This is a genomic window from Pseudomonas sp. Pseusp97, assembly GCF_047304025.1.
Taxonomy (GTDB): Bacteria; Pseudomonadota; Gammaproteobacteria; order Pseudomonadales; family Pseudomonadaceae; genus Pseudomonas.
Genome location: NZ_JBGLYK010000070.1, coordinates 1 through 24,373 on the forward strand (window position 1 = coordinate 1; position 24,373 = coordinate 24,373).

The following is a 24,373-nucleotide window of genomic DNA, read 5'->3' on the forward strand; positions in this document are numbered from 1 at the left end:
ACACCATTATTCATATACCAAATTGTCTGTGGGTAACGGGGGTTTCGCCCCCCGGGCTACTCTATCCACGCCTTTTCCCCCACGCCGTAACCGCAGCGGGCCCGGCAAGCCGGGCCCGATGGGACTCCTCTGAACAGCCTCAGGCGTAGATATCCCGGCGGCTCCAGGGCACCTCGTGGCCGCCGTCCGGATGCGGCTTGCTGGCGAGAATCTGGTGCAGGTTGATCCAGCCCTTCTTGAAGCCGTAGGCACAGCCGGCCAGGTACAACCGCCAGATGCGTAGTGCCTGCTCGGGGACCAGCTTCGCCGCCTCGGCCAGCTTCGCCTCGAGGTTGGCGCTCCAGAAGTCCAGGGTCCGCGCGTAGTGCAGGCGCAGGCCTTCGACGTCGACCACTTCCAGGCCGGCCTCGCTCATCCGCGCGACGGCCAGGGAAAGGTGCGGCAGCTCGCCGTGGGGGAACACGTAGCGGTCGATGAAGTCACCGGCGCCGCGCCCGACCGGCCGCCCTTCCGTATCGCTGGAGGTGATGCCGTGGTTCATCACCAGCCCGCCCGGGCGGACGGCGTCATACAGATGCTGGAAATACAGGCCGAGGTTGGCATGGCCGACGTGCTCGAACATGCCGACGCTGACCACCTTGTCGTAGCGGCCGTCGCGCGGCAGGTCGCGGTAGTCCAGCAGCTCCAGCGTCACCCTGCCCTCCAGGCCCTCGGCCTTGACCCGCTCGCGGCCCAGCTTGAGCTGCTCTTCGCTCAAGGTGATGCCGTGCACCTGCACGCCGAATTCACGGGCCGCCAGCCGCGCCAGGCCGCCCCAGCCGCAGCCGACATCCAGCAGCTTCTCGCCTGCCTTCAGGCGCAGCTTGCGGCACAGGTGGCGCAGCTTGGCCAGCTGGGCCGTGGCGAGGTCTTCGTTGCCGGTCTCGTAGTAGGCGCAGGAGTACACCATCTCCGGATCGAGCCAGAGCTGGTAGAACGCGTTGGACAGGTCGTAGTGGTAATGGATGGCTTCGGCGTCGGTGGCCTTGTCGTGGCTTTCGCGCACATAGTCGGACTCGCCATCGTCGTCGCCCAGCGCGGCACTCAGGGCGTCCGCGGTGGCGATCACTTCACCGATCGGCCCCTCGATGTCCATGCGGTTCTCGACGTAGGCACGACCGAGCATATCGAGGCTGGGATGGGTGATCTCGGTCAGCAACGTGGGATCGCGAACGACGAGAGTTACCTGCGGGTCGGGGCCCAGGTCGAACGCCTGGGCCTCGCCGATGCGGATACGCAGCGGCAACTGCAGGGACAGCAACTCAGAGGGCAGATTGGCTTTCATGCAAACCTCCTGGTCACAGGGCTGACAAACTATAGACCAGCTACTCCATAGTCTTCCCCTATGGTCCGGTCCGCAAAAAACTATCGGGCTTCCGCCCGCCGATACCTTTGCAGTGGAGTGCGGCGATGGCAGGACGTTCCAAAAAAGAATGCGCCGAAGGATAGTTCGCCATGCAAGCGTAGCAGTCGGAACCGCGCGCATCGTTGCCAGTCCCGAGATAGAGCCTTTCCTGTCCGGTAACGATGACACCGGCGTGACAGATCACCGGCCCGTTGCACTACACTGACGCTCCCTCCGCCTGCCTTCCGGGCGGAGGTCCTCTGCCGTCCAAGGGGGCTGTCTTGACTACCTTCTCCGCGCCGCGTCCGGCGGTCCGCACCGTGCTGGTGGGGCTGATGCTGGCGATTTTCCTCGGTGCACTCGACCAGACCATCGTCGCCGTTTCCCTGCCGGCGATCTCCGCCGGTTTCGGCGACTTCGACCTGCTGGCCTGGGTCATCTCCGGCTACATGGTGGCGATGACCATCTCCATGCCGATCTACGGCAAGCTCGGCGACCTCTACGGCCGCCGCGTGCTGATGCTCTTCGCCATCGGCCTGTTCACCTTCGCCTCGCTGCTCTGCGGCGCCGCCCAGAGCATGGAGCAGCTGGTGATTGCCCGCGTGCTGCAGGGCATCGGCGCCGGCGGGATGATGTCGGTGAGCCAGGCGATCATCGGCGACATCGTTCCGCCGCGCGAACGCGGCCGCTACCAGGGCTACTTCAGCAGCATGTACGCGGTGGCGAGCATCGCCGGCCCGGTGCTGGGCGGGCTGCTCACTGAGTACCTGTCGTGGCGCTGGGTGTTCCTGATCAACCTGCCGGTGGGGCTGGTCGCCCTCGCGGTGTCGTACCGGACCCTGCGGGGCCTGCCGATTCCCGGACGCAAGCCGGTGATCGACTACCCGGGCACGCTGCTGATGATCGCCGGGCTGGGCAGCCTGCTGCTGGCGATCACCGAGGTGGGCCAGGGCGCGCGCTGGAACGATCCGCAGATGCTCGCGCTGTTCGCCGCGGCACTGGTGCTGATCGCCCTGTTCGTGGCGCAGGAACGCCGCGCGCCGGAACCCCTGGTGCCGATGCACCTGTTTGCGATCCGCGCCGCCACCCTGAGCTGGATGATCAGCTTCTTCGCCAGTTTCCAGGTCATCTCGCTCTCGGTGCTGGTGCCGCTGCGCTTCCAGTCGGTGACCGGCGCGGGTGCTGACAGCGCCGCGCTGCACCTGCTGCCGCTGGCCATGGGCGTACCCATTGGCGCTTACTGCTGCGGCCGGCTGACGGCGATCATCGGTCGCTACAAGCCGCAGATAGTCGGTGGCGCGTTGCTGATGCCGCTGGCGATTGCCGGCCTGGCGCTGACGCCGCCGAGCGCGTACTTCCTCTCGGGCGTCTGCATGCTGCTCACCGGCATCGCCGCCGGCACGCAATTTCCCACCAGCCTGGTGGCGGCCCAGAGCGCCGTGGAGATGAAGCATCTGGGCGTGGCGACCAGCAACATCACGCTGTTCCGCTCGCTGGGCGGTGCGGTGGGGATCGCGCTGATGTCCGCGCTGCTGCTGGCGATGCTGCAGCCGCTGGCGGGCGAGGCGGGGCACGGCTTGTCGGCCAGCGCGCTGCTGGCCAGCCTCAGCGGAGCCGGCCACGAGGCGCAGCGGCTCACGCTGGATGGGGTGTTCGGGCGGCTGTTCCTGATCAACGCAGGCTTCGGCGCCCTGGCGCTGCTGATCGCCCTGTCGCTGCCCGACCACGCGCTGCGCGGTCGGGGCAACGACTAGCGAATCGCGCGGGGTCAGTCCTCGTCGTTGAGGTAGCTGACCTTGCGCAGGTCCGGCAGCAGCAGGCAGACCAGCAGCGCCACGCCGCACATGACCGAGACGTAGATGTAGAACACCTCTTCCATGCCCATGCTCTTGAGGCCCAGGGCTGCGTATTCGGCCGAGCCGCCGAAGATGGCATTGCCCACGGCGTAGGACAGCCCCACGCCCAGGGCGCGGATCTCGGGCGGGAACATTTCCGCCTTGATCAGGCCGCTGATCGAGGTGTACAGGCTGACGATGGCCATGGCCGCGATGATCAGCACGAAGGCCAGGTACGGGCTGCTCACCGCCTTCAGCGCGGAGAGGATCGGCCAGGTGAAGATCATCCCCAGGGCGCCGAACCAGAGCATGGAGGTCTTGCGGCCGATGCGGTCGGACAGCGCGCCGAACAGCGGCTGCATGCACATGTAGCAGAACAGCGCGAAGGTCATCACGCCGCTGGCCACCTTCGGGTCCATCCCGGCGGTGTTCACCAGGTATTTCTGCATGTAGGTGGTGAAGGTGTAGAAGATCAGCGAGCCGCCCGCGGTGAAGCCGAGCACGGTGAAGAAGGCCCGCTTGTGGTGGCGGAACAGCTCGGTGAGCGTGCCCGACTCCTTGCGCTTGAGGTTGGACTCCTTGGCCGTCTCGTTCAGCGAACGGCGCAGGTAGAAGGCAATCACCGCGGTGATGGCGCCGACCACGAAGGGAATCCGCCAGCCCCACTCGCGCAGCTCCTCGGTGGTCAGCAGCTGCTGCAGGACCACCACCACCAGCACGGCCAGCAACTGGCCGCCGATCAGGGTGACGTACTGGAAGGAGGCGAAGAAGCCGCGCTGGCCCTTGAGCGCCACTTCGCTCATGTAGGTCGCGCTGGTGCCGTACTCGCCGCCCACGGACAGGCCCTGGAACAGCCGCGCCAGCAGCAGCAACGCGGGCGCCGCCACGCCGATGGTCGCGTAGGTCGGCATCACCGCAATCGCCAGCGAGCCGCCGCACATCATCAGCACCGAGATCATCATGGCGGTCTTGCGGCCCTTCTTGTCGGCGATGCGGCCGAACAGCCAGCCACCGATCGGGCGCATGAGGAAGCCCGCGGCGAACACCCCGGCGGTGTTCAGGAGTTGCACCGTGGGGTCGTCCGAAGGGAAGAAGGCATGGGCGAAGTACAGCGCGGTGAAGGCGTAGACGTAGAAGTCGAACCACTCCACCAGGTTGCCCGACGAGGCGCCGACGATGGCGAGGATGCGCGAACGGCGCTCGTGGGCGGAATACTGCGGTGCGGCAGGTGTGTTCATGGGGATTCTCTTGTCAGTTGTTGCCTGGCCGGTCTTTACGACCTTCCGTCTCGATGGACGGAAAATCCCTTTGCCGTCCCGTGTCTGCATCTGACCCCTACGAGGGAGTTTTTCGCCGACACATTCGGAAACAGTATAGACACCTCCGATAGCCGGCTAACGAATTCCGCGGCCCGGCCCGGTCCTTTCGGTTCGAATATCGGACACCGATGAACGCGCGTTTGTCGTTTCCGATTGACCGGCCAGTAGCCAGCTTCTATCGTTGGCCCGCTCCCGGCCCTGCGGGAGACTTGTCAGGTACCCCTCGCAGGGCAGGAGTCCGACCTTGTCCACAAGACAAGGTCGATTTCCATTCCCCTCGTGTAGCGGCTCAAGCCGCCTGGCCTCGGTGCCCCGTCCACACCCCCGGACGTGCAGGCACCGGGGGAATGTTGATCGCCTCGCTCCGCTTCGAATTTCCCACGCCCTTGAACGAAAAAAGGCCCCCGAAGGGACCTTTTTCCTGAACGCCTGCGCTTATTCCACCGTCACGGATTTCGCCAGGTTGCGCGGTTGGTCGACGTCGGTGCCCTTGAGCACGGCGACGTAGTAGGACAGCAGCTGCAGCGGCACGGTGTAGAGGATCGGCGCCAGGCAGTCGTGGATCGCCGGCATGCCCACCACGTGAGTGCCCTCGCCATTGGCGATACCACTGCCACCTTCGGCGAAGACCACCAGCTCGCCGCCACGGGCGCGGACTTCCTGCAGATTGGACTTGAGCTTCTCCAGCAGTTCGTTGTTCGGCGCCACGGTGACCACCGGCATATCGGCGTCGACCAGGGCCAGCGGGCCGTGCTTGAGCTCACCGGCCGGGTAGGCTTCGGCGTGGATGTAGGAGATCTCCTTGAGCTTCAGCGCGCCTTCCATCGCCACCGGGTACTGCGCGCCACGGCCCAGGAACAGGGTGTGGTGCTTCTCGGCGAACAGCTCGCTGACCTTCTCCACCACCTTGTCCATCGCCAGGGCCTCTTCCAGGTGCGTCGGCAGGCGGCGCAGCTCGTTCACCAGCTCGGCCTCGACGCCGTCGTTCAGGCGCTTCTGCACCTGGCCGATGCCCAGGGTCAGCAGCAGCAGGGCCACCAGCTGCGTGGTGAAGGCCTTGGTGGAAGCCACGCCGATTTCCGGGCCGGCGTTGGTCAGCAGGGTCATGTCCGACTCGCGCACCAGCGAGCTGGTGGCGACGTTGCAGATCGCCAGGCTGGACAGGAAGCCCAGCTCCTTGGCGTAGCGCAGCGCGGCCAGGGTGTCGGCGGTCTCGCCGGACTGGGAAATGGTGACGAACAGGGAGTCGGGGTGCACCGCGACCTTGCGGTAGCGGAACTCGCTGGCGACCTCGACCTGGCAGGGAATGCCGGTCAGGCTCTCCAGCCAGTAACGGGCGACCATGCCGGCGTGGTAGCTGGTGCCGCAGGCGACGATCTGCACGGTGCGCACCCTGGCCAGCAGCTCGCGGGCCTGCGGGCCGAAGTTGTCCACCAGCACCTGCCCGCTGCCCAGGCGGCCTTCGAGGGTGCGCTGCACCACCGCCGGCTGCTCGTGGATCTCCTTGAGCATGAAGTGGCGGTAGCCGCCCTTGTCGGCCGCCTCGGCGCCCTCGTGGTAGCGCACTTCTTCGCGCTGCACCGGGTTGCCGTTGACGTCCCACAGTTGCAGGCCGTCGCGGCGGATTTCGGCGATGTCGCCTTCTTCCAGGTAGATGAAGCGGTCGGTGACCTGGCGCAGCGCCAACTGGTCGGAGGCGAGGAAATTCTCGCCATGGCCCAGGCCCACCACCAGCGGGCTGCCGCTGCGGGCGGCGAGGATGCGGTCGGGCTGCTTGCTGCTGATCACCGCCAGGCCATAGGCGCCGTGCAGTTCCTTGACCGCCGCCTTGAGCGCGACGGTGAGGTCGCCCAGCTCGCCCAGGCGCAAATGCAGCAGGTGGGCGATGACTTCGGTGTCGGTCTGCGAGGTGAACACGTAGCCGCGCGCCTTGAGCATTTCGCGCAGGGGCTCGAAGTTCTCGATGATGCCGTTGTGCACCACCGCCACTTCGCCATGGGAGAAGTGCGGGTGGGCGTTGGCCTCGGTGGGCGCACCGTGGGTGGCCCAGCGGGTGTGGGCGATGCCCAGGCGGCCCACCAGCGGCTGTTCGGCGATGGCCTGCTCGAGGCTGGACACCTTGCCCGCGCGACGGCGGCGATCCAGCGCACCGCTGTTGTCGATCACCGCCACACCGGCGCTGTCGTAGCCACGGTATTCCAGGCGCTTGAGGCCTTCGACGAGGATCGGGGTGATAGTACGCTCGGCGATGGCGCCTACGATTCCACACATGGCTTGGTTCTCCTGTCAGTCTTCGCAGCGCGCGCGGATCACTTTCACGCCGCGCGCCTGGATCAGTTCGAACGCTTCATCGCTCAGGCGTTCGTCGGTAATCAGGGTCTGGACGCTGCTCCACGGCAGCTCCAGGTTGGGAATGCGCCGGCCCAGCTTGTCGGCCTCGGCCATGACGATCACCTCGCGGGCGACCTCGGCCATGACCCGGCTCAGGCCCAGCAGTTCGTTGAAGGTCGTGGTGCCGCGCTCGATATCGAGCCCGGTGGCGCCAATGAACAGCTGATCGAAATCGTAGGAGCGCAGCACCTGTTCGGCCACCTGCCCCTGGAACGATTCCGAGTGCGGGTCCCAGGTGCCGCCGGTCATCAGCAGCACCGGCTCGCGTTCCAGCTCGCGCAGGGCGTTGGCCACGCTCAGCGAGTTGGTCATCACCACCAGCCCGGGCTTGCGGCCCAGTTCGGGAATCAGCGCAGCGGTAGTACTGCCGCTGTCGATGATGATCCGTGCGTGCTCACGGATGCAGGCGGCCGCCGCGCGCCCGATGGCCTGCTTGTAGCGCGACAGCGGCTGGCTCGGCTCGGCGATCAGTTCATGGGGCATCGGCACCGCGCCGCCGTAGCGGCGCAGCAGCAGGCCGTTGCCTTCCAGGGCAGCCAGGTCCTTGCGGATGGTCACCTCGGAGGTGGCGAAGCGGCGCGCGAGATCGTCCACGCTGACCTCGCCCTGTTCGGCGAGCAGCGCCAGGATGTCGTGGCGGCGTTGCGGCGTATTGCGTTTCGACATGAACGATTAAGTTTCGATTCGAAAGATAAGTGAGCGAATCAAAACCTATGTTCTTTCGTTCGTCAAGATTTTCCTGCGAATATGAAAGCGCTTTCCGGTAGGAGCGAGCTTGCTCGCGAACCGGGCTATCGCGGACGAAGTCCACTCCTACAAGAGCTGCATACCTCGTAGGAGCGGACTTCGTCCGCGATGATCACCGGCACCTGCGAGGTTCGCGAGCAAGCTCGCTCCTACAAGTGCCGGCGCATCAGTCGACTTCGATGCGATTACGGCCGCCGCGCTTGGCGCGGTAAAGCGCCTGGTCGGCGCGTTCGAAGACAGTCTCCGCACGCTCGCCTTCGCGGAAGGCGGTCAGGCCCGCCGAGCAGGTGATGCTCAGGCGCTCGCCCTTGAAGTGGAACGGACAGGCCTCGATGGCGCCGCGCAGCACATCGAGCAATTGCCCGCCGCCTTCCAGCGGCGTAGCCGGCAGCAGCACGACGAACTCCTCGCCACCGTAGCGGGCGATGAAGTCAGTCTTGCGCAGGCGCTTGGCGAGTTCGTTGGCGATGATCTTCAGCACCTTGTCGCCGGCGAGGTGGCCGAAGTCGTCGTTGATCCGCTTGAAGTGGTCGACATCGATCACCGCCAGCAGCAGGTCGCCGCCGTAGCGCTGCCAGCGCGAGACTTCCAGGTCCAGCCGCTCGGTGAGCGCGGCGCGGTTGGGCAGGCCGGTCAGGGCATCGGTCATGGCCTTCTGGCGCTGGTCCTCGATGTTCGCCTGGAAGCTGCGGGCTTCCTCTTCCATGCTGGCGACGCGGGTGACCAGCGACTGGATGCGCTCGCCCACCTCCCGTTCTCGCCGCTCGCGCTCCTCGCGGAAACGGTCCATGGTGCCGACCAGCCCCTGCAGGCGCGACTCGACATTGCGCTTGAGGCCCTCCAGGTCGGTGGCCTCCAGCACGCTTTCCTTCAGGTCGCTGACCTGTTCGCGCAACCTGTCGTCGAGGGCGCGGGCGCTGGAGCTGTTGCCGCTATGGCTCTCCTGGACCACCTGCAGGCCGTCGAGGAAAGCCCCCAGGCGCTCATTGAGCTGGTGCAGGTAGCCTTCGAACTCGCGCTGACCGCTGTCGTTGAGCGACAGCACGAGCACGCCCAGGTCGTCCAGCACCGGCACCAGTTCGTACCAGTTGAGGCTGCCATGGATACGCGATCGCAGTGCCTCGGCCTGGATCTGCTGGGCGGCCGGCAGGTGCATCTCGTCCAGCAGCCGCAGCAGGCTGGCCTCGATGTGCGGAGCCACGGCGCTGTAGCCGGGTTCAGGGCGCGGCGGCAGGGCATAGGGATCACTGGCGTGGCGCGCGTCTTCGGCGGTGCCGAACAGGCCGGAAGGCAACGGCAGGCTGTCCAGCAGCGCAGACGCGTCGCGCTCGGCCGGTTCTGCTGCCGGGCGCTCGACGGGCGCCTTAGCCACCGCTTCCGTCTGCGCAACCGGCGAGGGTTCAGCGACGGGCTCGGCAGCGTCGGACAGCGCAGCGGCTCGGGCTGGAGCCGCGATGGGCCCGGCCCCCGCTTCTACTGCGGCGGCCTCGGCAAGCACGGACGCGGCTGGCTGGGATAAGGCAGGTGCTGGCGCATCCCCCTCCGGCTCAGTAACGAGCGGAGCTTGCGCCAAGGCGGCGGGCTTGGCGGGCGGCGCTTCGGGCTCTTCTGCCTCATCGCTGTCCCGACTGCCGAACAACCGCTGCAGGAACCCGGGCCGCTGTTCGCCGCCACCCTCGCCGAAATGGTCCAGCACCTGGCGCTGCAGGCGGCTCAGCTCGCTCAGCAGCGCGGGCAGCTCGCGGGAGCTGCTGGCGCGATTCGGGATGTCCTTGACCAGGCGCTTGAGCGGCTTGCGCACATCGCCCGGCATGTCCACGGTCAGCAACTGCTGGGAAAGCTGGCTCAAGGCGGCGATGTTCTGTTCGACGCGCTGCTGGCGGCGCTGCTCTGAGTCGAGCACGGCCTTTTCCAGCTGCGGGATCAGGCGCGACAGGCCGGCGTCCATGTCGTCGCGGCGCAGCACCTCGCGCAGCTCCTTCATGCAGGCATCCACTGCCTTGTCGCTGCCTTCGGCCGCCAGGCTGCTGCGCACCAGGCCACGACGCAACAGGTCGAGCCGGGCATCCCAGCGGCGCTCGAGCTTCTCCTGCTGCTCGAGGTTGTCCAGGTACTTCTGCTTCCAGCGTTGGTCGTCGTCGCGACTCATTCAGGGGCCTCGCCGCGCAAGGCAAGCGACGAGGACGAACGCAGGGCATCCGGCAGGCGGATTTCCACGGCCACCGGCAGGTGGTCGGAAATCGGATGCGGGAGGACACTGACGCGTTCCAGCGCCAGCTCGGAACTGAGCAGGATGTGGTCCAGGCAGCGCTGCGGACGCCAACTGGGGAATGTGGCCTCGACCTGCGGGGCGATGAGCTGGAGGTCGCGCAGCGGCGAGCTTTCCAGCAGGTCGGTGGCGTGGGTGTTCATGTCGCCCATCAACACATGGTGACGGTAGTCCTGCAGCAACTCGCGGATGTAGGCCAGCTGCCGGGTGCGGGTCCGCGCGCCGAGGGCCAGGTGCATCATCACCACGGCCAGTGCGTCCTTGCCCTCGCCGAAGCGCATGAGGATCGCGCCGCGTCCGGGCGGGCCGGGCAGCGGGTGGTCTTCCAGGGCCGTGGGCTGCAGGCGGCTGAGCAGGCCGTTGCTGTGCTGGGCGAGGCGCCCGAGATTGCGATTGAGCTGCTGGTACCAATAGGGGAAGGCGCCGAGCTGGGCCAGGTGTTCGACCTGGTTGATGTTGCCGGAGCGGATGCTGCCGCCGTCGGCTTCCTGCAGGGCGACCACGTCGTAGTCGTGGAGCAGCTCGCCGATGCGCTGCAGGTTGCTGGCGCGCCCGGCGGCCGGCAGCAGGTGCTGCCAGCCGCGGGTCAGGTAGTGGCGGTACCTTTCGGTACTGATGCCCACCTGGATGTTGAAGCTGAGCAGGCGCAACCGGCCGTCATCGGGCAGGCCGGCGGACGAACCGTGGGCGGCGTTCACCCGCGGCACGCAGGCCCCCGCGACACGATCACGAGTCCGCCGGCGCAGCATGGTCGTCGGGCCTTACTGCGCGGCCTTGGCGGCGGCGCGTTCCTTGGCGATCAGCTGGTCGGCCAGCTCCAGCGCGGCGTCCGGGCTGCCGGCCGAACCGATGTCGAAGCGGTACTTGCCGTTGACGACCATGGTCGGTACGCCGCTGATCTGGTAGGCCATCGCCAGTTTCTTGGCCTTCTCGATCTGGCCCTTGATGGCGAAGGAGTTGTAGGTGCTGAGGAACTTGTCCTTGTCCACGCCCTGCTCGGCGACGAAGTCAGCCATTTCTTCGGGAGTGGTCAGCGCCTTCGGGTTGTTGTGCAGTTTCTCGAAGATCGAGTGGTGCACCTTCTTCTCCACACCCATGGATTCCAGGGTCAGGAACAGCTGGCCGTGGATGTTCCACAGGCCGCCGAACATGGCCGGAATGCGCACGAAGTGAACGTCGGCCGGCAGCTTCTCGACCCAGGGGTTGATGGTCGGTTCGAAGGCGTAGCAGTGCGGGCAACCGTACCAGAACAGCTCCACCACCTCGATCTTGCCGGGCTGCGAGACCGGGACGGCCTGGTTCAGCTCGGTGTAGTTCTTGCCCGCTTCGAAGTCGGCGGCGTTCGCGTTGACGGCGAACAGGCCGGCGAAGGCAAGGGCGGCGGTGAAAATCAGGTTACGCATGGTTCACTCCTTGGCTGAGCGGAACCGCCACGCTGTGCGCAGCGGGATGAAGCGGTTTGACCGCAGGGGCCGGTCACGGTTCGAAGCATTGTAGTGGGGGCGGATGCAAAAAAGGGCGGCCGAAGCCACCCTTTTTTTCGAAGCAGTTTTCGATCTGGCGTTTCCGCCAACCGGCTGCTCAGTGCAGGCCTTCGATGTAGCTGGAGATCGCGGCGATGTCCTTGTTGGACAGCTTGGCGGCGATGCTGCGCATGATCATGGCGTCACCGTCGTTGGTGCGCTCGCCTTCGCGGAAGGCGGTCAGCTGCTTGGCGGTGTAGGCGGCGTGCTGGCCACCCAGGTGCGGGAAGCCGGCTTCGGCGTTGCCCTGGCCAGCCGGGTTGTGGCAGCCGGTGCAGGCCGGCATGCCTTCGGCGAGCTTGCCGCCGCGGAACAGGGCTTCGCCCTGGGCGACCAGCTTGGGATCGGCGGCGCCGACGCTGCCGTTCTGGCTGGAGAAGTAGGCGGCGATGTCTGCCAGGTCCTGATCGCTCAGGTTGGTCAGCAGGCCGGTCATTTCCAGCACGGTGCGCTTGCCGTCCTTGATGTCGTGCATCTGCTTGAGCAGGTAACGCTCACCCTGCCCGGCCAGTTTCGGGAAGTTGGGCGCCATGCTGTTGCCATCGGCGCCGTGGCAGGCCCCACAGACAGCAGCTTTCGCCTGACCGGCCTTGGCATCGCCAGCGGCGTGCGCCACACCGACAAGACCCAGGGTCAACAGCAGACTCACGATCAATTTGTTCATCAGCTAATCCAATAACGGCTAAGGGTGAAAGAGTAAGGCCTGGGAATTACTTCGACATCCACTGGATGATTGTCTGGTAATCCTCGGCGCTGCAGTCGGTGCACAGGCCGCGAGGCGGCATCGCGTTGAAACCGTTGGTCACATGTTGCACCAGCGTGTCCATGCCCTTGTCCAGGCGTGGTTTCCAAGCGGCGGCGTCGCCCTTCTTCGGCGCCATTGGCAACTGACCATTGTGGCAGGCGCCACAGGCTCTGTTGAAAACGGCTTCCGGATCCTGGGCCGCCAGGGCGCTGGAGGCCAGCGCTGCAACGATGGCTGCGAACAGCAGTTTCTTCATGATTGTCCTCATCGCAGGGAACATCCGCGTTCTTGATTGCGCGGACTCCAACGTTCCCGTGTGGCTCGACCCTGGGGGATAAAGCGCACACAAAATCCGCGGCATTATATACTTCCGATGCCCAAACGGAAACGAAACCGCCCCCCGCGACACCGCGTCGCACCCGCTGCGAAGTCACTCATGTCCTCGAAGAACGCTACGAAAAACCCGATTCTCGGCCTCTGCCAACAGGCCACTTTCCTTATTTCCGCCGCCAAGGTGAACCAGTGCCCGGAAGACTCCGGCCTGGAAGTCGCCTTCGCCGGCCGTTCCAATGCGGGCAAGTCCAGCGCGCTGAATGCGCTGACCCACGCGAACCTGGCGCGGACCTCCAAGACCCCCGGCCGCACCCAGTTGCTGAACTTCTTCCGCCTGGATGACGAACGCCGCCTGGTCGACCTGCCCGGCTACGGCTACGCCAAGGTGCCGATTCCGCTGAAGCTGCACTGGCAGCAGCACCTGGAAGCTTATCTCTCCAGCCGCAATGCGCTAGCCGGCGTGGTGCTGCTGATGGATATCCGCCATCCGCTGACCGATTTCGACCGCCTGATGCTCGACTGGGCCCAGGCCAGCCAGCTGCCGATCCATGTCTTGCTGACCAAGGCCGACAAGCTGGCCTACGGCGCGGCGAAGAACGCGCTGCTCAAGACCCGCAAGGAAATTCTCGACGGCTGGGGCGATGTCGCCACCCTGCAGTTGTTCTCGGCGCCCAAGCGCCAGGGTGTGGAAGAGGCGCAGCTGGTCCTGGCCGGGTGGCTGGGGCTGCTGGACGAGGAAGAAGAGGAGGCCGGCGAGGAGGCCTGAGACCGAATCGCAGGCAAAAAAAACCCCGAGCTTCGTATGGGGAGGGGGAAGTTCGGGGTTTAAGTCCGGACCGCTAGGGCGGGGTCCAGTAATCTGCCAACACTAAACACTGCAAAGGAGCATCGAAGGGCTTCACCAGCCATTCACGAGTTCTGACTCGGCTCCTTGCGGGAAAGTTCAGCGGGTCGCAGAAGATTTTTTCAGGTGGACGCCCAAGCACCTGAACAATCGTGCCAGAAGGCCCGGCAGGCGGGCCTTGTGACCGTTCGTCAGGCGTCAGTGCGCCTCGTCCCAGTTCGCCCCGACCCCCGCTTCGACGACCAGCGGTACGTCCAGCTGCGCCGCGCCGCTCATCAGCGGGCGGATGGCGTCACGAACCTGATCGACCAGGTCTTCGCGTACTTCCAGCACCAGTTCGTCGTGCACCTGGAGGATGACGCGGGCATCGATGCCGCTCTCCTGCAGCCAGTTATCCACAGCCACCATGGCGCGCTTCATGATGTCCGCGGCCGTGCCCTGCATCGGTGCGTTGATCGCGGTGCGCTCGGCGGCCTTGCGCATGGCGCCGTTCTTCGAGGCGATTTCCGGCAGGTACAGGCGACGGCCGAACAGCGTCTCGACGAAGCCCTGCTCGGAGGCCTGGGCGCGGGTGCGCTCCATGTATGCCAGCACGCCCGGGTAGCGGGCGAAGTAGCGGTCGATGTAGGCCTGGGCTTCCTTGCGGTCGACACCGATCTGCTTGGCCAGGCCGAAGGCGCTCATCCCGTAGATCAGGCCGAAGTTGATCGCCTTGGCGCTGCGGCGCTGATCGGAGGTCACCTCGTCCAGCGGCACGCCGAAGACTTCGGCCGCGGTGGCGCGGTGCACATCGCGGTCGTGACGGAAGGCGTCCAGCAGCCCTTCATCCTTGGCAAGGTGGGCCATGATGCGCAGTTCGATCTGCGAGTAGTCCGCCGCCAGCAGCCGGTAGCCCTTGGGCGCGACGAAGGCCTGGCGGATGCGCCGGCCTTCGGCGGTGCGGATCGGGATGTTCTGCAGGTTCGGGTCGCTGGAGGACAGCCGGCCGGTCGCCGCCACCGCCTGGTGGTAGCTGGTGTGGATGCGCCCGGTGCGCGGGTTGATCTGGTCCGGCAGCTTGTCGGTGTAGGTGCTCTTGAGCTTGCTCAGGGAGCGGTACTGCATGATCACCTTGGGCAGCTCGTAATCCTGCTCGGCCAGATCGGCGAGGACGTTCTCGGCGGTGGACGGCTGGCCGGTAGCGGTCTTGGCCAGCACCGGGAGGCCGAGCTTTTCATAGAGGATGGCGCCCAACTGCTTGGGCGAACCCAGGTTGAATTCCTCGCCCGCCAGGTCATAGGCCTGGCGCTGCAACTCGACCATCTTCTCGCCCAGCTCGACGCTCTGCTTGCCGAGCAGGTTCGCATCGACCAGCGCGCCGTTGCGCTCGATTCGCGCCAGTACCGGTACCAGCGGCATCTCGATCTCGGTGAGCACCTTGGCCAGCGACGGGATGGCTTCCAGCTTCTGCCACAGGGTCTGGTGCAGGCGCAGCGTGACGTCGGCGTCTTCGGCCGCGTAGGGGCCAGCCTGCTCCAGGGCGATCTGGTCGAAGGTCAGCTGCTTGGCGCCCTTGCCGGCGATGTCCTCGTAACGGATGGTGCCGTGGCCAAGGTATTTCAGCGCCAGGCTGTCCATGTCGTGGCGGGTCGCGGTGGAGTCCAGCACGTAGGATTCGAGCATGGTGTCGTAGGCGATGCCCTGCACGGCGATGGGCGTCGTGGCGTTGGCCAGGACGTTCATGTCGTACTTGGCGTGCTGGCCGATCTTGCGCTTGTTCGGGTCTTCCAGCAGCGGCTTGAGCGCGCGCAGCACGGCGTCGCGGTCCAGTTGCGTGGGCACGCCCATATAGCTGTGGGCCAGCGGCACGTAGGCGGCCTCGCCTTCCTGCACGGCGAAGGAAACCCCCACCACCTGCGCCTGCTGGGCGTCGATGCTGGTAGTCTCGGTGTCGAAGGCGATCAGCTCGGCAGCTTCCAGCTTCTTCAGCCAGGCGTCGAATTCGGCCTGCTCCAGCACGGTGTCGTATTTCGCAGTGGCCTGGATGGACACGGCCTCGACATCGCCGCCGCCCTCCTCCTTGGCCTCGCGCAGCAGGTCGTCCAGCCAGTTCTTGAACTCCAGCTCGCGGTACAGGCCGATCAGCGCCTCGCGCTGCGGCTCGCCGGGGTGCAGTGCGTCGACTTCGACGTCCAGCTCGACGTCGGTCTTGATGGTGGCCAGCTCATAGGAGAGGAAGGCCATCGCGCGATGCTCCTCCAGCTTGGCCGGCAGGCCCTTGGCGCCGCGGATCGGCAGTTCGGGGACCTTGTCGAGGCTGGCATACAGCACGTCCAGGCCGCCGCCGACGCCCACCAGCAGGCCGAGCGCGGTCTTCTCGCCGACGCCGGGCACGCCGGGAATGTTGTCCACCTTGTCGCCCATCAGCGCGAGGTAATCGATGATCAGCTCAGGACCGACACCGAATTTCTCTTTTACGCCATCGGGGTCGAGCACGCTTCCGGTCATGGTGTTGACCAAAGTAATGTGCCCGTCGACCAGCTGCGCCATGTCCTTGTCGCCGGTGGAGATCACCACCGCGCGGCCCAGCGCCGCGCTGCGGCGGGCCAGGGTGCCGATCACATCGTCCGCCTCCACGCCGTCCACGCACAGCAGCGGCAGGCCCAGGGCCCGCACGCTGGCGTGCAGCGGCTCGACCTGCACGCGCAACTCGTCCGGCATCGACGGGCGGTTGGCCTTGTACTCGGCGAAGAGCGCGTCGCGGAAGGTCGGCCCCTTGGCATCGAAGACCACCGCGAAAGGGCTGTCCGGGTATTGCTTGCGCAGGCTCCTGAGCATGTTCAGCACGCCCTTCACCGCGCCGGTCGGCATGCCGGTGGAGGTCGTCAGCGGCGGCAGGGCATGGAAGGCGCGATACAGGTAGGACGAGCCGTCCACGAGGACGAGGGGTGCTTGGCTCATGAGGGGAATCAACCTTTTCAGAAGGGCTCGGGCTAAAATGTCCGTAGCCAATTCGACAAAGGGACAAGGTTATCATGCGTACGTTGAACCGCCTGTTGCTCGCCGCTCTGCTGGGTCTTGGCGCGACCACCGTATTGGCCGCGGACGATGCTCCGACGCCGGAACCGGATGTGACCATCCGCCAGGAAGGCGACAAGACCATCCAGGAATACCGCGTGAACGGATTCCTCTACGCCATCAAGGTCGTGCCCAAGCACGGCAAGCCGTACTTCCTGGTGCGCCAGGACGGCAGCGACGGCAACTTCATCCGCTCGGACCAGCCCGACAAGCTGATTCCGCAGTGGCAGATCTTCAGCTGGTAAACCTTCCCCTCCACGACGCTCCAGAGGATTGAGCATGTCGGTATTCACCCCTCTGGAACGTCCGGTTCTCGAAGACTTCCTCGCCCCCTACGGCCTCGGCCGCCTGCGCGACTTTCGCGGCATCGCCGAAGGCTCGGAGAACAGCAATTTCTTCGTCAGCCTGGAGCAGGGCGAATTCGTCCTGACCCTGGTGGAGCGCGGCCCGGTGCAGGAGATGCCGTTCTTCATCGAACTGCTCGACGTGCTGCACGAGGCCAACCTGCCGGTGCCCTATGCCCTACGCACCAAGGACGGCGAGGCGCTGCGCCAGCTCGAAGGCAAGCCGGCGCTGCTGCAGCCGCGACTGGCCGGCCGCCACGAGCGCTCGCCGAACAACCATCACTGCCAGGAAGTCGGCGACCTGCTGGCCCGGCTGCACCTGGCGACCCGCGGGCACATCATCGAGCGCCCCAGCGACCGCGGGCTGAGCTGGATGCTGCATGAAGGCGAAGCGATGCAGTCGCACCTCGCCGGCAATGCCGCGACGCTGCTGGGCGACGCGCTGGAGGAGATCGCCCGCCTGCTCGCCGAACAGCCGGCGCTGCCGCGCGCCAACCTGCATGCCGACCTGTTCCGCGACAACGTGCTGTTCGACGGTCCGCACCTGGCGGGGGTCATCGACTTCTATAACGCCAGCTCCGGCTGGATGCTCTACGACCTGGCGATCACCGTGAACGACTGGTGTTCGACAGACGATGGCGCCCTGGACGGCCCGCGCGCCCGTGCGCTGCTGGCGGCCTACGCGGCCAAGCGGCCGTTCACCGCGCTGGAGGCCGAGTTGTGGCCGGAGCTGCTGCGGGTGGCTTGCGTACGCTTCTGGCTGTCACGGCTGATCGCCGCCGAGGCGTTCGCCGGGCAGGACGTGCTGATCCACGATCCGAGCGAATTCGAACGGCGCCTGGCGCAGCGGCAGGCGGTGGGGATTCATTTGCCGTTTGCGTTGTAGGGCCGGCGTTCCGGACCGGCCTACCGGCCGGATCGCGGATGAATCCGCTCCTACCTGAATATCGCGCTGAGGCATACCCTCTCCCCCCGCCCTCTCCCTGAAGGGAGAGGGAGCCGCCCGTGCCGGCTGACGCATTGGTTTCAGGCCTGCTCCGCACGGTCCCCTCTCCCTTCAGGGAGAGGGTTAGGGAGAGGGAAATCCCAGAGACAGACATTCAGAGGAAGACAGTTGCTCCTACGAGAGCCTATCCCGTGGCGAGAGGATCCTTGTGTAGGAGCGAGCTTGCTCGCGAACCGCCCCGCAGCGGAGTTCGTTCGCGAGCAAGCTCGCTCCTACAAAAGAGCAGTCCGGTGTGAAGCGGGTGGTGTGAAGATTGAACGAGGAGCTGGCATCCCTGCCGCGACTCCTCTGCCCACGGTCAGCCCCGGCCCGGCCATCCATGGCCAGTCGTTCGCGGGCGCGACGTATACGTCGCGTCGCTCCCGCTCACCCACACTTGGAATGCCCGCAGTTCAGGCAGGTGGCGCAGCCATCCATCTGCACCACCGCCATGGTGTTGCACTTGCCGCACAGCTGGGCGCCGGCGGGGAAGCCTTCGCCGGGTTCGGCCTTGTTGGTGCCCTGGGCGGCTTCGTAGGCGGCGCGTTTCTCGGCGAGGTAAAGGCGCTGCTCCTCGTCCAGCTGCGGGCCTTCCATCAGGCCGATAGCGACCAGGTGGCGCTCCACCACGGCGCCGATCTCGGCGACGATCGAAGGCATATAGATGCCGCCGCGCTTCAGGTAGCCGCCGCGCGGGTCGAACACCGCCTTCATCTCTTCCACCAGGAAGGTGCAGTCGCCGCCCTTGCGGAACACCGCGGACATGATCCGGGTGAGCGCGACGATCCACTGGAAGTGGTCCATGTTCTTTGAGTTGATGAAGATCTCGAAGGGCCGGCGCTGCTCGTACGGGGTGTCCGGGTTGAGCACCACGTCGTTGATGGTCACGTACAGCGCGTGCTCGAACAGCGGCGACTTGATCTTGTAGGTCGCGCCGACCAGCAGCTCCGGGCGCTGCAGGGTCTCGTCCATCTTCACCACGGCGGCTGCCGCGGCGGCTTCCACACGGGCCTTTTCCTCAGCCACGTCCACCACCTGGAAGCCTTTGATCTTCTGGTTGATCTTGACGCTCATAGCATTCTCCAGGGGGTATCAGTACTTGCCGTAATAGCCTTCTTTCAGGGCGTCGAAGAGGTTGGCGGCGGTATGGGTCTCGCCGTCGTACTCCACTTCCTCGTTGCCCTTGAGCTCCACCACGCTGCCATCTTCCAGCTCGAAGCGGTACAGCGTCTTCTCCAGGTCCGACTCCTTCACCAGCACGCCCTGGAAGGCCGCCGGGTTGAAGCGGAAGGTGGTGCAGCCCTTCAGGCCCTGGCGCCACGCGTAGAGGTAGATGTCCTTGAAGTCCTCGAACGGGTAGTCGGTGGGGACGTTGGCGGTCTTGGAGATCGACGAGTCGATCCACTTCTGCGCGGCGGCCTGGATGTCCACGTGCTGCTGCGGGGTGATGTCGTCGGCGGTGATGAAGTAGTCCGGCAGGCGGTGCTTCTCTTCCTCGGCGCCGGGTACGGCGTGGTTGTCCACCTGGTCGCGGTAGGCCAGCAGTTCGTAGCTGAAGACCGAGATCTTCTCCTTGGTCTTGCGCCCGGCGCGGATCAGGTTGCGCGAATAATGGTGGGCAAAGCTCGGCTCGATGCCGTTGGAGGCGTTGTTGGCCAGGCTCAGGCTGATGGTGCCGGTGGGCGCGATGGAGCTGTGGTGGGTGAAGCGCGCGCCGTGCTCGGCGAGTTCCTCGATCAGCTGCGGCGCATGCTCGGCGACGCGCTGCATATAGCGCGAGTACTTGGCGTGCAGCACACGGCCCGCGACCTTGTCGCCCACCTTGATGCCGTCGGCCTGCATTTCCGGGCGCTTGCGCAGCATCTCGGCGGTGACTTCGTATTCCTTCGTCAGGGCCGGCGCCGGGCCTTTTTCGCGGGAAAGCTCCAGCGCGACTTCCCAGCCCACCAGGGCCATCTCGCGCGCCACCTCTTCGGTGAACACGCAGGCTTCCGGGCTGCCGTAGCGCAGCTTGAGCAGGGTCAGCGCCGAGCCCAGGCCGAGGAAGCCCATGCCGTGGCGGCGCTTGCCGAGGATTTCCGCGCGCTGCTGTTCCAGCGGTAGGCCGTTGATCTCCACCACGTTGTCGAGCATGCGGGTGAACACCCGGACCACTTCGCGGTAGCGTTCCCAGTCGAAGCGCGCGTTGTCGCCGAAGGCGTCGACCACGAAGGTCGTCAGGTTCACCGAGCCCAGCAGGCAGGAGCCGTAGGGCGGCAGCGGCTGCTCGCCGCAAGGGTTGGTGGCGCGGATCGCCTCGCACCACCAGTTGTTGTTCATCTCGTTGACCCGGTCGATGAGGATGAAGCCGGGCTCGGCGTAGTCGTAGGTGGACACCATGATCATGTCCCACAGGTGCCGCGCCTTGACCCGCCCGTAGACCTTGCAGGCCACCCGGCCGTCATCGCCCACCAGGTAATCGTCGTGCAGCGGCCAGTCGCGCCAGACCACTTCCTCGGCATTCTTCAGGTCGACCTCGTCCCGCTCCTTCTGGTGGATCGGGAACACCAGCGGCCAGTCCTCGTCGTGTTCCACCGCATTCATGAAGCCGTCGGTGATCAGCAGGCTGAGGTTGAACTGGCGCAAACGGCCGTCCTCGCGCTTGGCACGAATGAATTCGCGCACGTCCGGATGGCTGACGTCGAAGGTGCCCATCTGCGCGCCGCGCCGTCCGCCGGCGGAGCTGACGGTGAAGCACATCTTGTCGTAGATATCCATGAACGACAGCGGCCCGCTGGTGTGCGCGCCAGCGCCGGAGACGTAGGCGCCGCGCGGGCGCAGGGTGCTGAATTCATAGCCGATGCCGCAGCCGGCCTTGAGGGTCAGCCCGGCCTCGTGGACCTTCTCCAGGATGTCGTCCATGGAGTCGCGGATGATCCCGGAGACGGTGCAGTTGATGGTCGAGGTGGCCGGCTTGTGGCCCTGCGCGCCAGCGTTGGAGATGATCCGCCCGGCGGGGATGGCGCCGTTGCGCAGCGCCCAGAGGAAGCGCTCGTACCAGTGCTCGCGCAATGCCTTGTTGGCCTCGACGTCGGCCAGGGCGCGGGCGACGCGCTGCCAGGTCTCGTCGACGCTGCCGTCGATGGGGTCACCGCTCTTGTGCTTCAAGCGGTACTTGCTGTCCCAGATGTCCTGCGAGGCAGGCTGCAGGGCGAGAACTCCTGGGTTGGCGCCGCGTTGGCGCGCATCGGTCTTGGCCATCCGGGAAATAACCTCCTGTCGGTTGGTGGCAGGCGCAAATGGAGCGCGAGTAGACCCCATATGTAGGCATAGATTCCTGATCACCATCAATATCTTGTGTCAGGAGTTCCCAGACGGAAACGATAGACGGTTGAGCCGGCGGCGTAGGAAAAGATGCGTAAAGCCGACGATTGGCGGGGAACCAGGGGAGGATAGGGCGCGAAATTTCAGGCAGAGAGGGTGCGGCGATCAGGCGCGGGGATGGCGATCACATGAGCGCTCGCTGCACCGCGGAAGCAACGACCTTGTAGGAGCGAGCTTGCTCGCGAACCCGCCTTGCAGCGCAGCTTCAGGTCACCCTGATTCGCGAGCAAGCTCGCTCCTACGAAAGGCAGCAACGTAGGGCGCATAAAGCGGAACGCTTTATCCGCCATCCGCGACCGTCGGCGGATAACGCCCGAGGCGTTATTCGCCCTACGATTGGGAAACTCCGGTAGAAGCCCGACTCAGAGCTTCTCCAGACACCCGGCAAACTCGTCGGCCAGATTGCCTAGCAGCTTCTCATAGCCCTGGGCATCCACCTTCACGCCCACGCCCAGGTCATCCAGTTCGGCCAGGCGGACCGGCAGGCCCTGGCTCAGGGTATCGGCCAGGCGCGGGCGGATCGGCGGTTCGCTGAAGATGCAGGAAGGGCCGGCCTTCTGCAGTTGCGCACGCATGGCGGCCACGTGGCGGGCGCCCGGCTGCACATCGGCGGACACGGCGAAGACGCCGGCATGGCGTAGACCATAGGCCTCCTCGAAGTAGTCGAAGGCCTCGTGGAAGACGAAGAACGGCTTGCCCTTGAGCGGGTCGATACGCTGTTTCAGGCGCGCATCCAGCGTCTCCATGCGCTCGTCGAAGGCCTTCAGGTTGGCCTGGTAGCGGCTGGCGTTGGCGGGATCGGCGATGGCCAGGTCCTCCGCCATGCGTGCGGCGATCACCTGGGCATTGGTGGGCAACAGCCACAAATGCGCATCGATCATGCCAGGGCGGTGATCATGGTCGTGTCCGGTGTCGTCGTCATGGTCCGGATGGTTCGACTCGCTGAAGTCGGCGAACTTGCGCAGGTGCATGCCGGCCTGGTCCTGCACCGCAACGCTCGGGCCCTTGCGGCTTTCCAGCACCTTGGGCAGGAAGTTCTCCAGGTCCGGGCCGACCCAGTAGAACAGCTGCGCGTCGCGCACGCGGCGGATGTCGGACGGCCGCAGCGAGTAGCTGTGCGGCGAGGCGCCCGGCGGCAGCAGCACGTCCGGCGTGCCCTCGCCATCCTGGATGGCGGCGGCGATCAGTTGCAGCGGCTTGATGCTGGTCAGCACGCTGACCTCGGCACGTACGGGGAGGCTGAGCAGCAGCGCGCAGGCGGCGGTCAGCAGGGCGACGGGACGGAAGGACACGGCGGCACTCACACAGGGGAGACATGAAAGAGTAATATAATAACGTCTCTGAACCCGAGCGTCGCCGCGCATGTACAAGATCGCCCCCAAGACTCCTCTCGCCTGCCGTCCGCACGACCACGCCAATTGCGTCGCCAGCGCCCTGGCCGACGCCGATGCGCTGTGCGCACGGCAGGGCGTGCGCCTGACCGAGCTGCGCCGGCGCGTGCTGGAGCTGGTCTGGGCGAGCCACAAGCCGCTGGGCGCCTACGACATCCTCGCCGTGCTGAGCGAGGAGGACGGCCGCAAGGCGGCGCCGCCGACGGTCTACCGCGCCCTGGATTTCCTCCTGGAAAACGGCCTGGTACACCGCATCGCCTCGCTCAACGCCTTCATCGGCTGCGCCCATCCGGAACACGCCCATGAAGGCCAGTTCCTGATCTGCCGCGCCTGCCACACCGCCATCGAGCTGGAACAGCCGGCCATCAGCGAGGCCATAGTCGCCGGCGCCAAGGGCGTCGGCTTCGCCGTGGAATCCCAGACCGTCGAGATCGTCGGCCTCTGCGGCGCCTGCGCCCCCGGCCAGCGGGAGGCGTGATGAGCGACGCCCTGATCCGCCTGCAAGGCGTCGGCGTCAGCTACGCCGGCCAGGCGGTGCTGCAGAACGTCGACCTGACCATCGCTCCGGGCGAGATCGTCACCCTGATCGGCCCCAACGGCGCCGGCAAGACGACCCTGGTGCGCAGCGTGCTCGGCCTGCTCAAGCCCGATACCGGCAGCGTCTGGCGCCAGCCGAAGCTGTCCATCGGCTACATGCCGCAGAAGCTCCATGTCGACCCGACCCTGCCGCTGACGGTTTTCCGTTTCCTGCGCCTTGTTCCCGGTGTGCAGCGCTCCCACGCGCTTGACGCACTGAAGGAAGTCGGCGCCGCCCACGTGATCGACAAGCCGCTGCAGAGCGTTTCCGGCGGCGAGTTGCAGCGCGTGCTGCTGGCCCGCGCGCTGCTGCGCAAGCCGGAACTGCTGGTGCTCGACGAACCCGTGCAGGGCGTCGACGTCGCCGGGCAAGCCGAGCTGTACCGCCTGATCGGCCGCCTGCGCGACCGCCTCGGCTGCGGCGTGCTGATGGTCTCCCACGACCTGCACCTGGTCATGAGCGCCACCGACAAGGTGGTCTGCCTGAACCGTCACGTCTGCTGCTCCGGGCACCCGGAACAGGTCAGCGGCGACCCGGCCTTCGTCGAGCTGTTCGGCCAGGACGCCCGCAGCCTCGCGGTCTATCACCACCACCACGACCACTCCCACGACCTGCACGGCGAGGTGGTGAAACCCGCCTACCCGGCCGGCACCCGCTTCACTCCGGTCCACCAGCACGGCCCCGACTGCAACCATGGCTGATTTCCTGCTCAACGCCCTCCTCGCCGGGCTGGCCCTGGCGGTGGTCGCCGGGCCCCTGGGTTCATTCGTCGTCTGGCGACGCATGGCCTATTTCGGCGATACCCTGTCCCACGCCGCCCTGCTCGGCGTGGCCTTAGGCTTCCTGCTGGATGTCAGCCCGACGCTCGCGGTGACCGTCGGCTGCGTGCTGCTCGCCGTGCTGCTGGTCACCTTGCAGCAGCGCCAGCCGCTGGCTGCCGACACCCTGCTGGGCATCCTCGCGCACAGCACGCTGTCGCTGGGCCTGGTGACCCTGAGCTTCATGAAGGAAGTGCGCGTCGACCTGATGGCCTACCTGTTCGGCGACCTGCTCGCCGTCAGCCACACCGACCTCTTGTGGATAGTCGCCGGCAGCGCCCTGGTGCTGGGGCTGATCGGCTGGCTGTGGCGACCGCTGCTGGCGATCACCGTGCACGAGGAGCTGGCGCGGGTCGAAGGCCTGCCGGTCACCGCCATCCGCCTGGCGCTGATGCTGTTGATTGCCATCGTCATCGCCGTGGCCATGAAGATCGTCGGCGTGCTGCTG

20 protein-coding genes are annotated in these 24,373 nt (G+C 66.1%); 7 read left to right on the plus strand and 13 right to left on the minus strand.

Annotated features, from left to right (window positions below; all coding sequences use genetic code 11):
- Positions 1-139 precede the first annotated feature (139 nt).
- Positions 140-1,324: a C17 cyclopropane fatty acid synthase CfaB gene (gene cfaB, locus ACCC94_RS13995; protein ID WP_413350106.1), complete on the minus strand. Its 1,185-nt coding sequence runs from the start codon at positions 1,322-1,324 to the stop codon at positions 140-142.
- Positions 1,325-1,719: 395 nt separating this feature from the next.
- On the opposite strand from cfaB, the gene ACCC94_RS14000 reads away from it, so the two are divergent.
- Positions 1,720-3,138 carry an MDR family MFS transporter gene (locus ACCC94_RS14000; RefSeq protein WP_413350126.1) on the plus strand — a complete coding sequence of 473 codons (1,419 nt, stop codon included), beginning with the start codon at positions 1,720-1,722 and terminating at the stop codon, positions 3,136-3,138.
- Between the two features lie 14 nt (positions 3,139-3,152).
- Here the strand turns inward: ACCC94_RS14000 and ACCC94_RS14005 are convergent, their stop codons facing one another.
- From ACCC94_RS14005 to ACCC94_RS14040, 8 genes are all read right to left on the minus strand, one after another.
- Positions 3,153-4,457: an MFS family transporter gene (locus tag ACCC94_RS14005; RefSeq protein ID WP_413350107.1), complete on the minus strand. Its 1,305-nt coding sequence runs from the start codon at positions 4,455-4,457 to the stop codon at positions 3,153-3,155.
- 516 nt (positions 4,458-4,973) lie between these two features.
- Positions 4,974-6,809 carry a glutamine--fructose-6-phosphate transaminase (isomerizing) gene (glmS, locus tag ACCC94_RS14010; RefSeq protein ID WP_413350109.1) on the minus strand — a complete coding sequence of 612 codons (1,836 nt, stop codon included), beginning with the start codon at positions 6,807-6,809 and terminating at the stop codon, positions 4,974-4,976.
- Positions 6,810-6,824: 15 nt separating this feature from the next.
- Positions 6,825-7,595, minus strand: coding sequence for a DeoR/GlpR family DNA-binding transcription regulator (locus tag ACCC94_RS14015; RefSeq protein WP_045213398.1), 771 nt, complete (start codon positions 7,593-7,595; stop codon positions 6,825-6,827).
- Between the two features lie 247 nt (positions 7,596-7,842).
- The gene (locus ACCC94_RS14020) at positions 7,843-9,825 is read right to left on the minus strand and encodes a GGDEF domain-containing protein (protein WP_413350111.1); all 1,983 of its coding nucleotides are present in this window, start codon (positions 9,823-9,825) and stop codon (positions 7,843-7,845) included.
- Positions 9,822-10,694 (minus strand): endonuclease/exonuclease/phosphatase family protein, encoded by an 873-nt coding sequence (locus ACCC94_RS14025; protein ID WP_413350113.1) that lies wholly within the window; start codon positions 10,692-10,694, stop codon positions 9,822-9,824. Before ACCC94_RS14025 ends, ACCC94_RS14020 begins: the two co-directional genes overlap by 4 nt.
- Before the next feature lie 12 nt (positions 10,695-10,706).
- A complete protein-coding gene (locus ACCC94_RS14030) occupies positions 10,707-11,348 on the minus strand; it encodes a thiol:disulfide interchange protein DsbA/DsbL (protein WP_413350115.1) in 642 nt (213 codons plus the stop codon).
- A 178-nt stretch (positions 11,349-11,526) separates the two neighbouring features.
- A complete protein-coding gene (locus ACCC94_RS14035; protein ID WP_017521245.1) occupies positions 11,527-12,132 on the minus strand; it encodes a c-type cytochrome in 606 nt (201 codons plus the stop codon).
- Positions 12,133-12,178: 46 nt separating this feature from the next.
- Complete coding sequence (locus tag ACCC94_RS14040; protein ID WP_017521244.1) at positions 12,179-12,469, minus strand: c-type cytochrome; 291 nt, start codon at positions 12,467-12,469, stop codon at positions 12,179-12,181.
- A 180-nt stretch (positions 12,470-12,649) separates the two neighbouring features.
- On the opposite strand from ACCC94_RS14040, the gene yihA reads away from it, so the two are divergent.
- Positions 12,650-13,312, plus strand: coding sequence for a ribosome biogenesis GTP-binding protein YihA/YsxC (gene yihA / locus ACCC94_RS14045; RefSeq protein WP_413350116.1), 663 nt, complete (start codon positions 12,650-12,652; stop codon positions 13,310-13,312).
- Positions 13,313-13,588: 276 nt separating this feature from the next.
- On the opposite strand, the gene polA is transcribed toward yihA, so the two are convergent.
- On the minus strand, positions 13,589-16,330 hold the full coding sequence (polA, locus tag ACCC94_RS14050; protein ID WP_413350117.1) for a DNA polymerase I: 2,742 nt from the start codon (positions 16,328-16,330) through the stop codon (positions 13,589-13,591).
- Positions 16,331-16,404: 74 nt separating this feature from the next.
- Between polA and ACCC94_RS14055 the strand changes: the two genes are divergently transcribed.
- Both ACCC94_RS14055 and ACCC94_RS14060 read left to right on the plus strand, forming a co-directional pair.
- A complete protein-coding gene (locus ACCC94_RS14055; protein WP_045213413.1) occupies positions 16,405-16,692 on the plus strand; it encodes a DUF2782 domain-containing protein in 288 nt (95 codons plus the stop codon).
- A 34-nt stretch (positions 16,693-16,726) separates the two neighbouring features.
- On the plus strand, positions 16,727-17,677 hold the full coding sequence (locus ACCC94_RS14060; RefSeq protein WP_413350118.1) for a homoserine kinase: 951 nt from the start codon (positions 16,727-16,729) through the stop codon (positions 17,675-17,677).
- 486 nt (positions 17,678-18,163) lie between these two features.
- Here the strand turns inward: ACCC94_RS14060 and ACCC94_RS14065 are convergent, their stop codons facing one another.
- The 3 genes from ACCC94_RS14065 to ACCC94_RS14075 form a co-directional block, all read right to left on the minus strand.
- Positions 18,164-18,850 carry an NrdJb gene (locus ACCC94_RS14065; protein ID WP_017521239.1) on the minus strand — a complete coding sequence of 229 codons (687 nt, stop codon included), beginning with the start codon at positions 18,848-18,850 and terminating at the stop codon, positions 18,164-18,166.
- Between the two features lie 18 nt (positions 18,851-18,868).
- Entirely contained in the window at positions 18,869-21,076 is a 2,208-nt protein-coding gene (locus ACCC94_RS14070; protein WP_413350120.1) for an adenosylcobalamin-dependent ribonucleoside-diphosphate reductase, read from the minus strand.
- Positions 21,077-21,501: 425 nt separating this feature from the next.
- Positions 21,502-22,431 carry a zinc ABC transporter substrate-binding protein gene (locus ACCC94_RS14075; RefSeq protein ID WP_413350121.1) on the minus strand — a complete coding sequence of 310 codons (930 nt, stop codon included), beginning with the start codon at positions 22,429-22,431 and terminating at the stop codon, positions 21,502-21,504.
- Positions 22,432-22,501: 70 nt separating this feature from the next.
- Here ACCC94_RS14075 and zur point away from each other — a divergent pair, with 70 nt between their 5' ends.
- From zur to ACCC94_RS14090, 3 genes are all read left to right on the plus strand, one after another.
- Complete coding sequence (zur, locus tag ACCC94_RS14080) at positions 22,502-23,008, plus strand: zinc uptake transcriptional repressor Zur (protein ID WP_015474971.1); 507 nt, start codon at positions 22,502-22,504, stop codon at positions 23,006-23,008.
- Entirely contained in the window at positions 23,008-23,808 is an 801-nt protein-coding gene (gene znuC / locus ACCC94_RS14085; protein WP_413350123.1) for a zinc ABC transporter ATP-binding protein ZnuC, read from the plus strand. Before zur ends, znuC begins: the two co-directional genes overlap by 1 nt.
- Positions 23,801-24,373, plus strand: a 573-nt coding sequence (locus ACCC94_RS14090; RefSeq protein WP_413350125.1) for a metal ABC transporter permease, incomplete at its 3' end; no start/stop codon positions are given. The genes znuC and ACCC94_RS14090, both read left to right, overlap by 8 nt.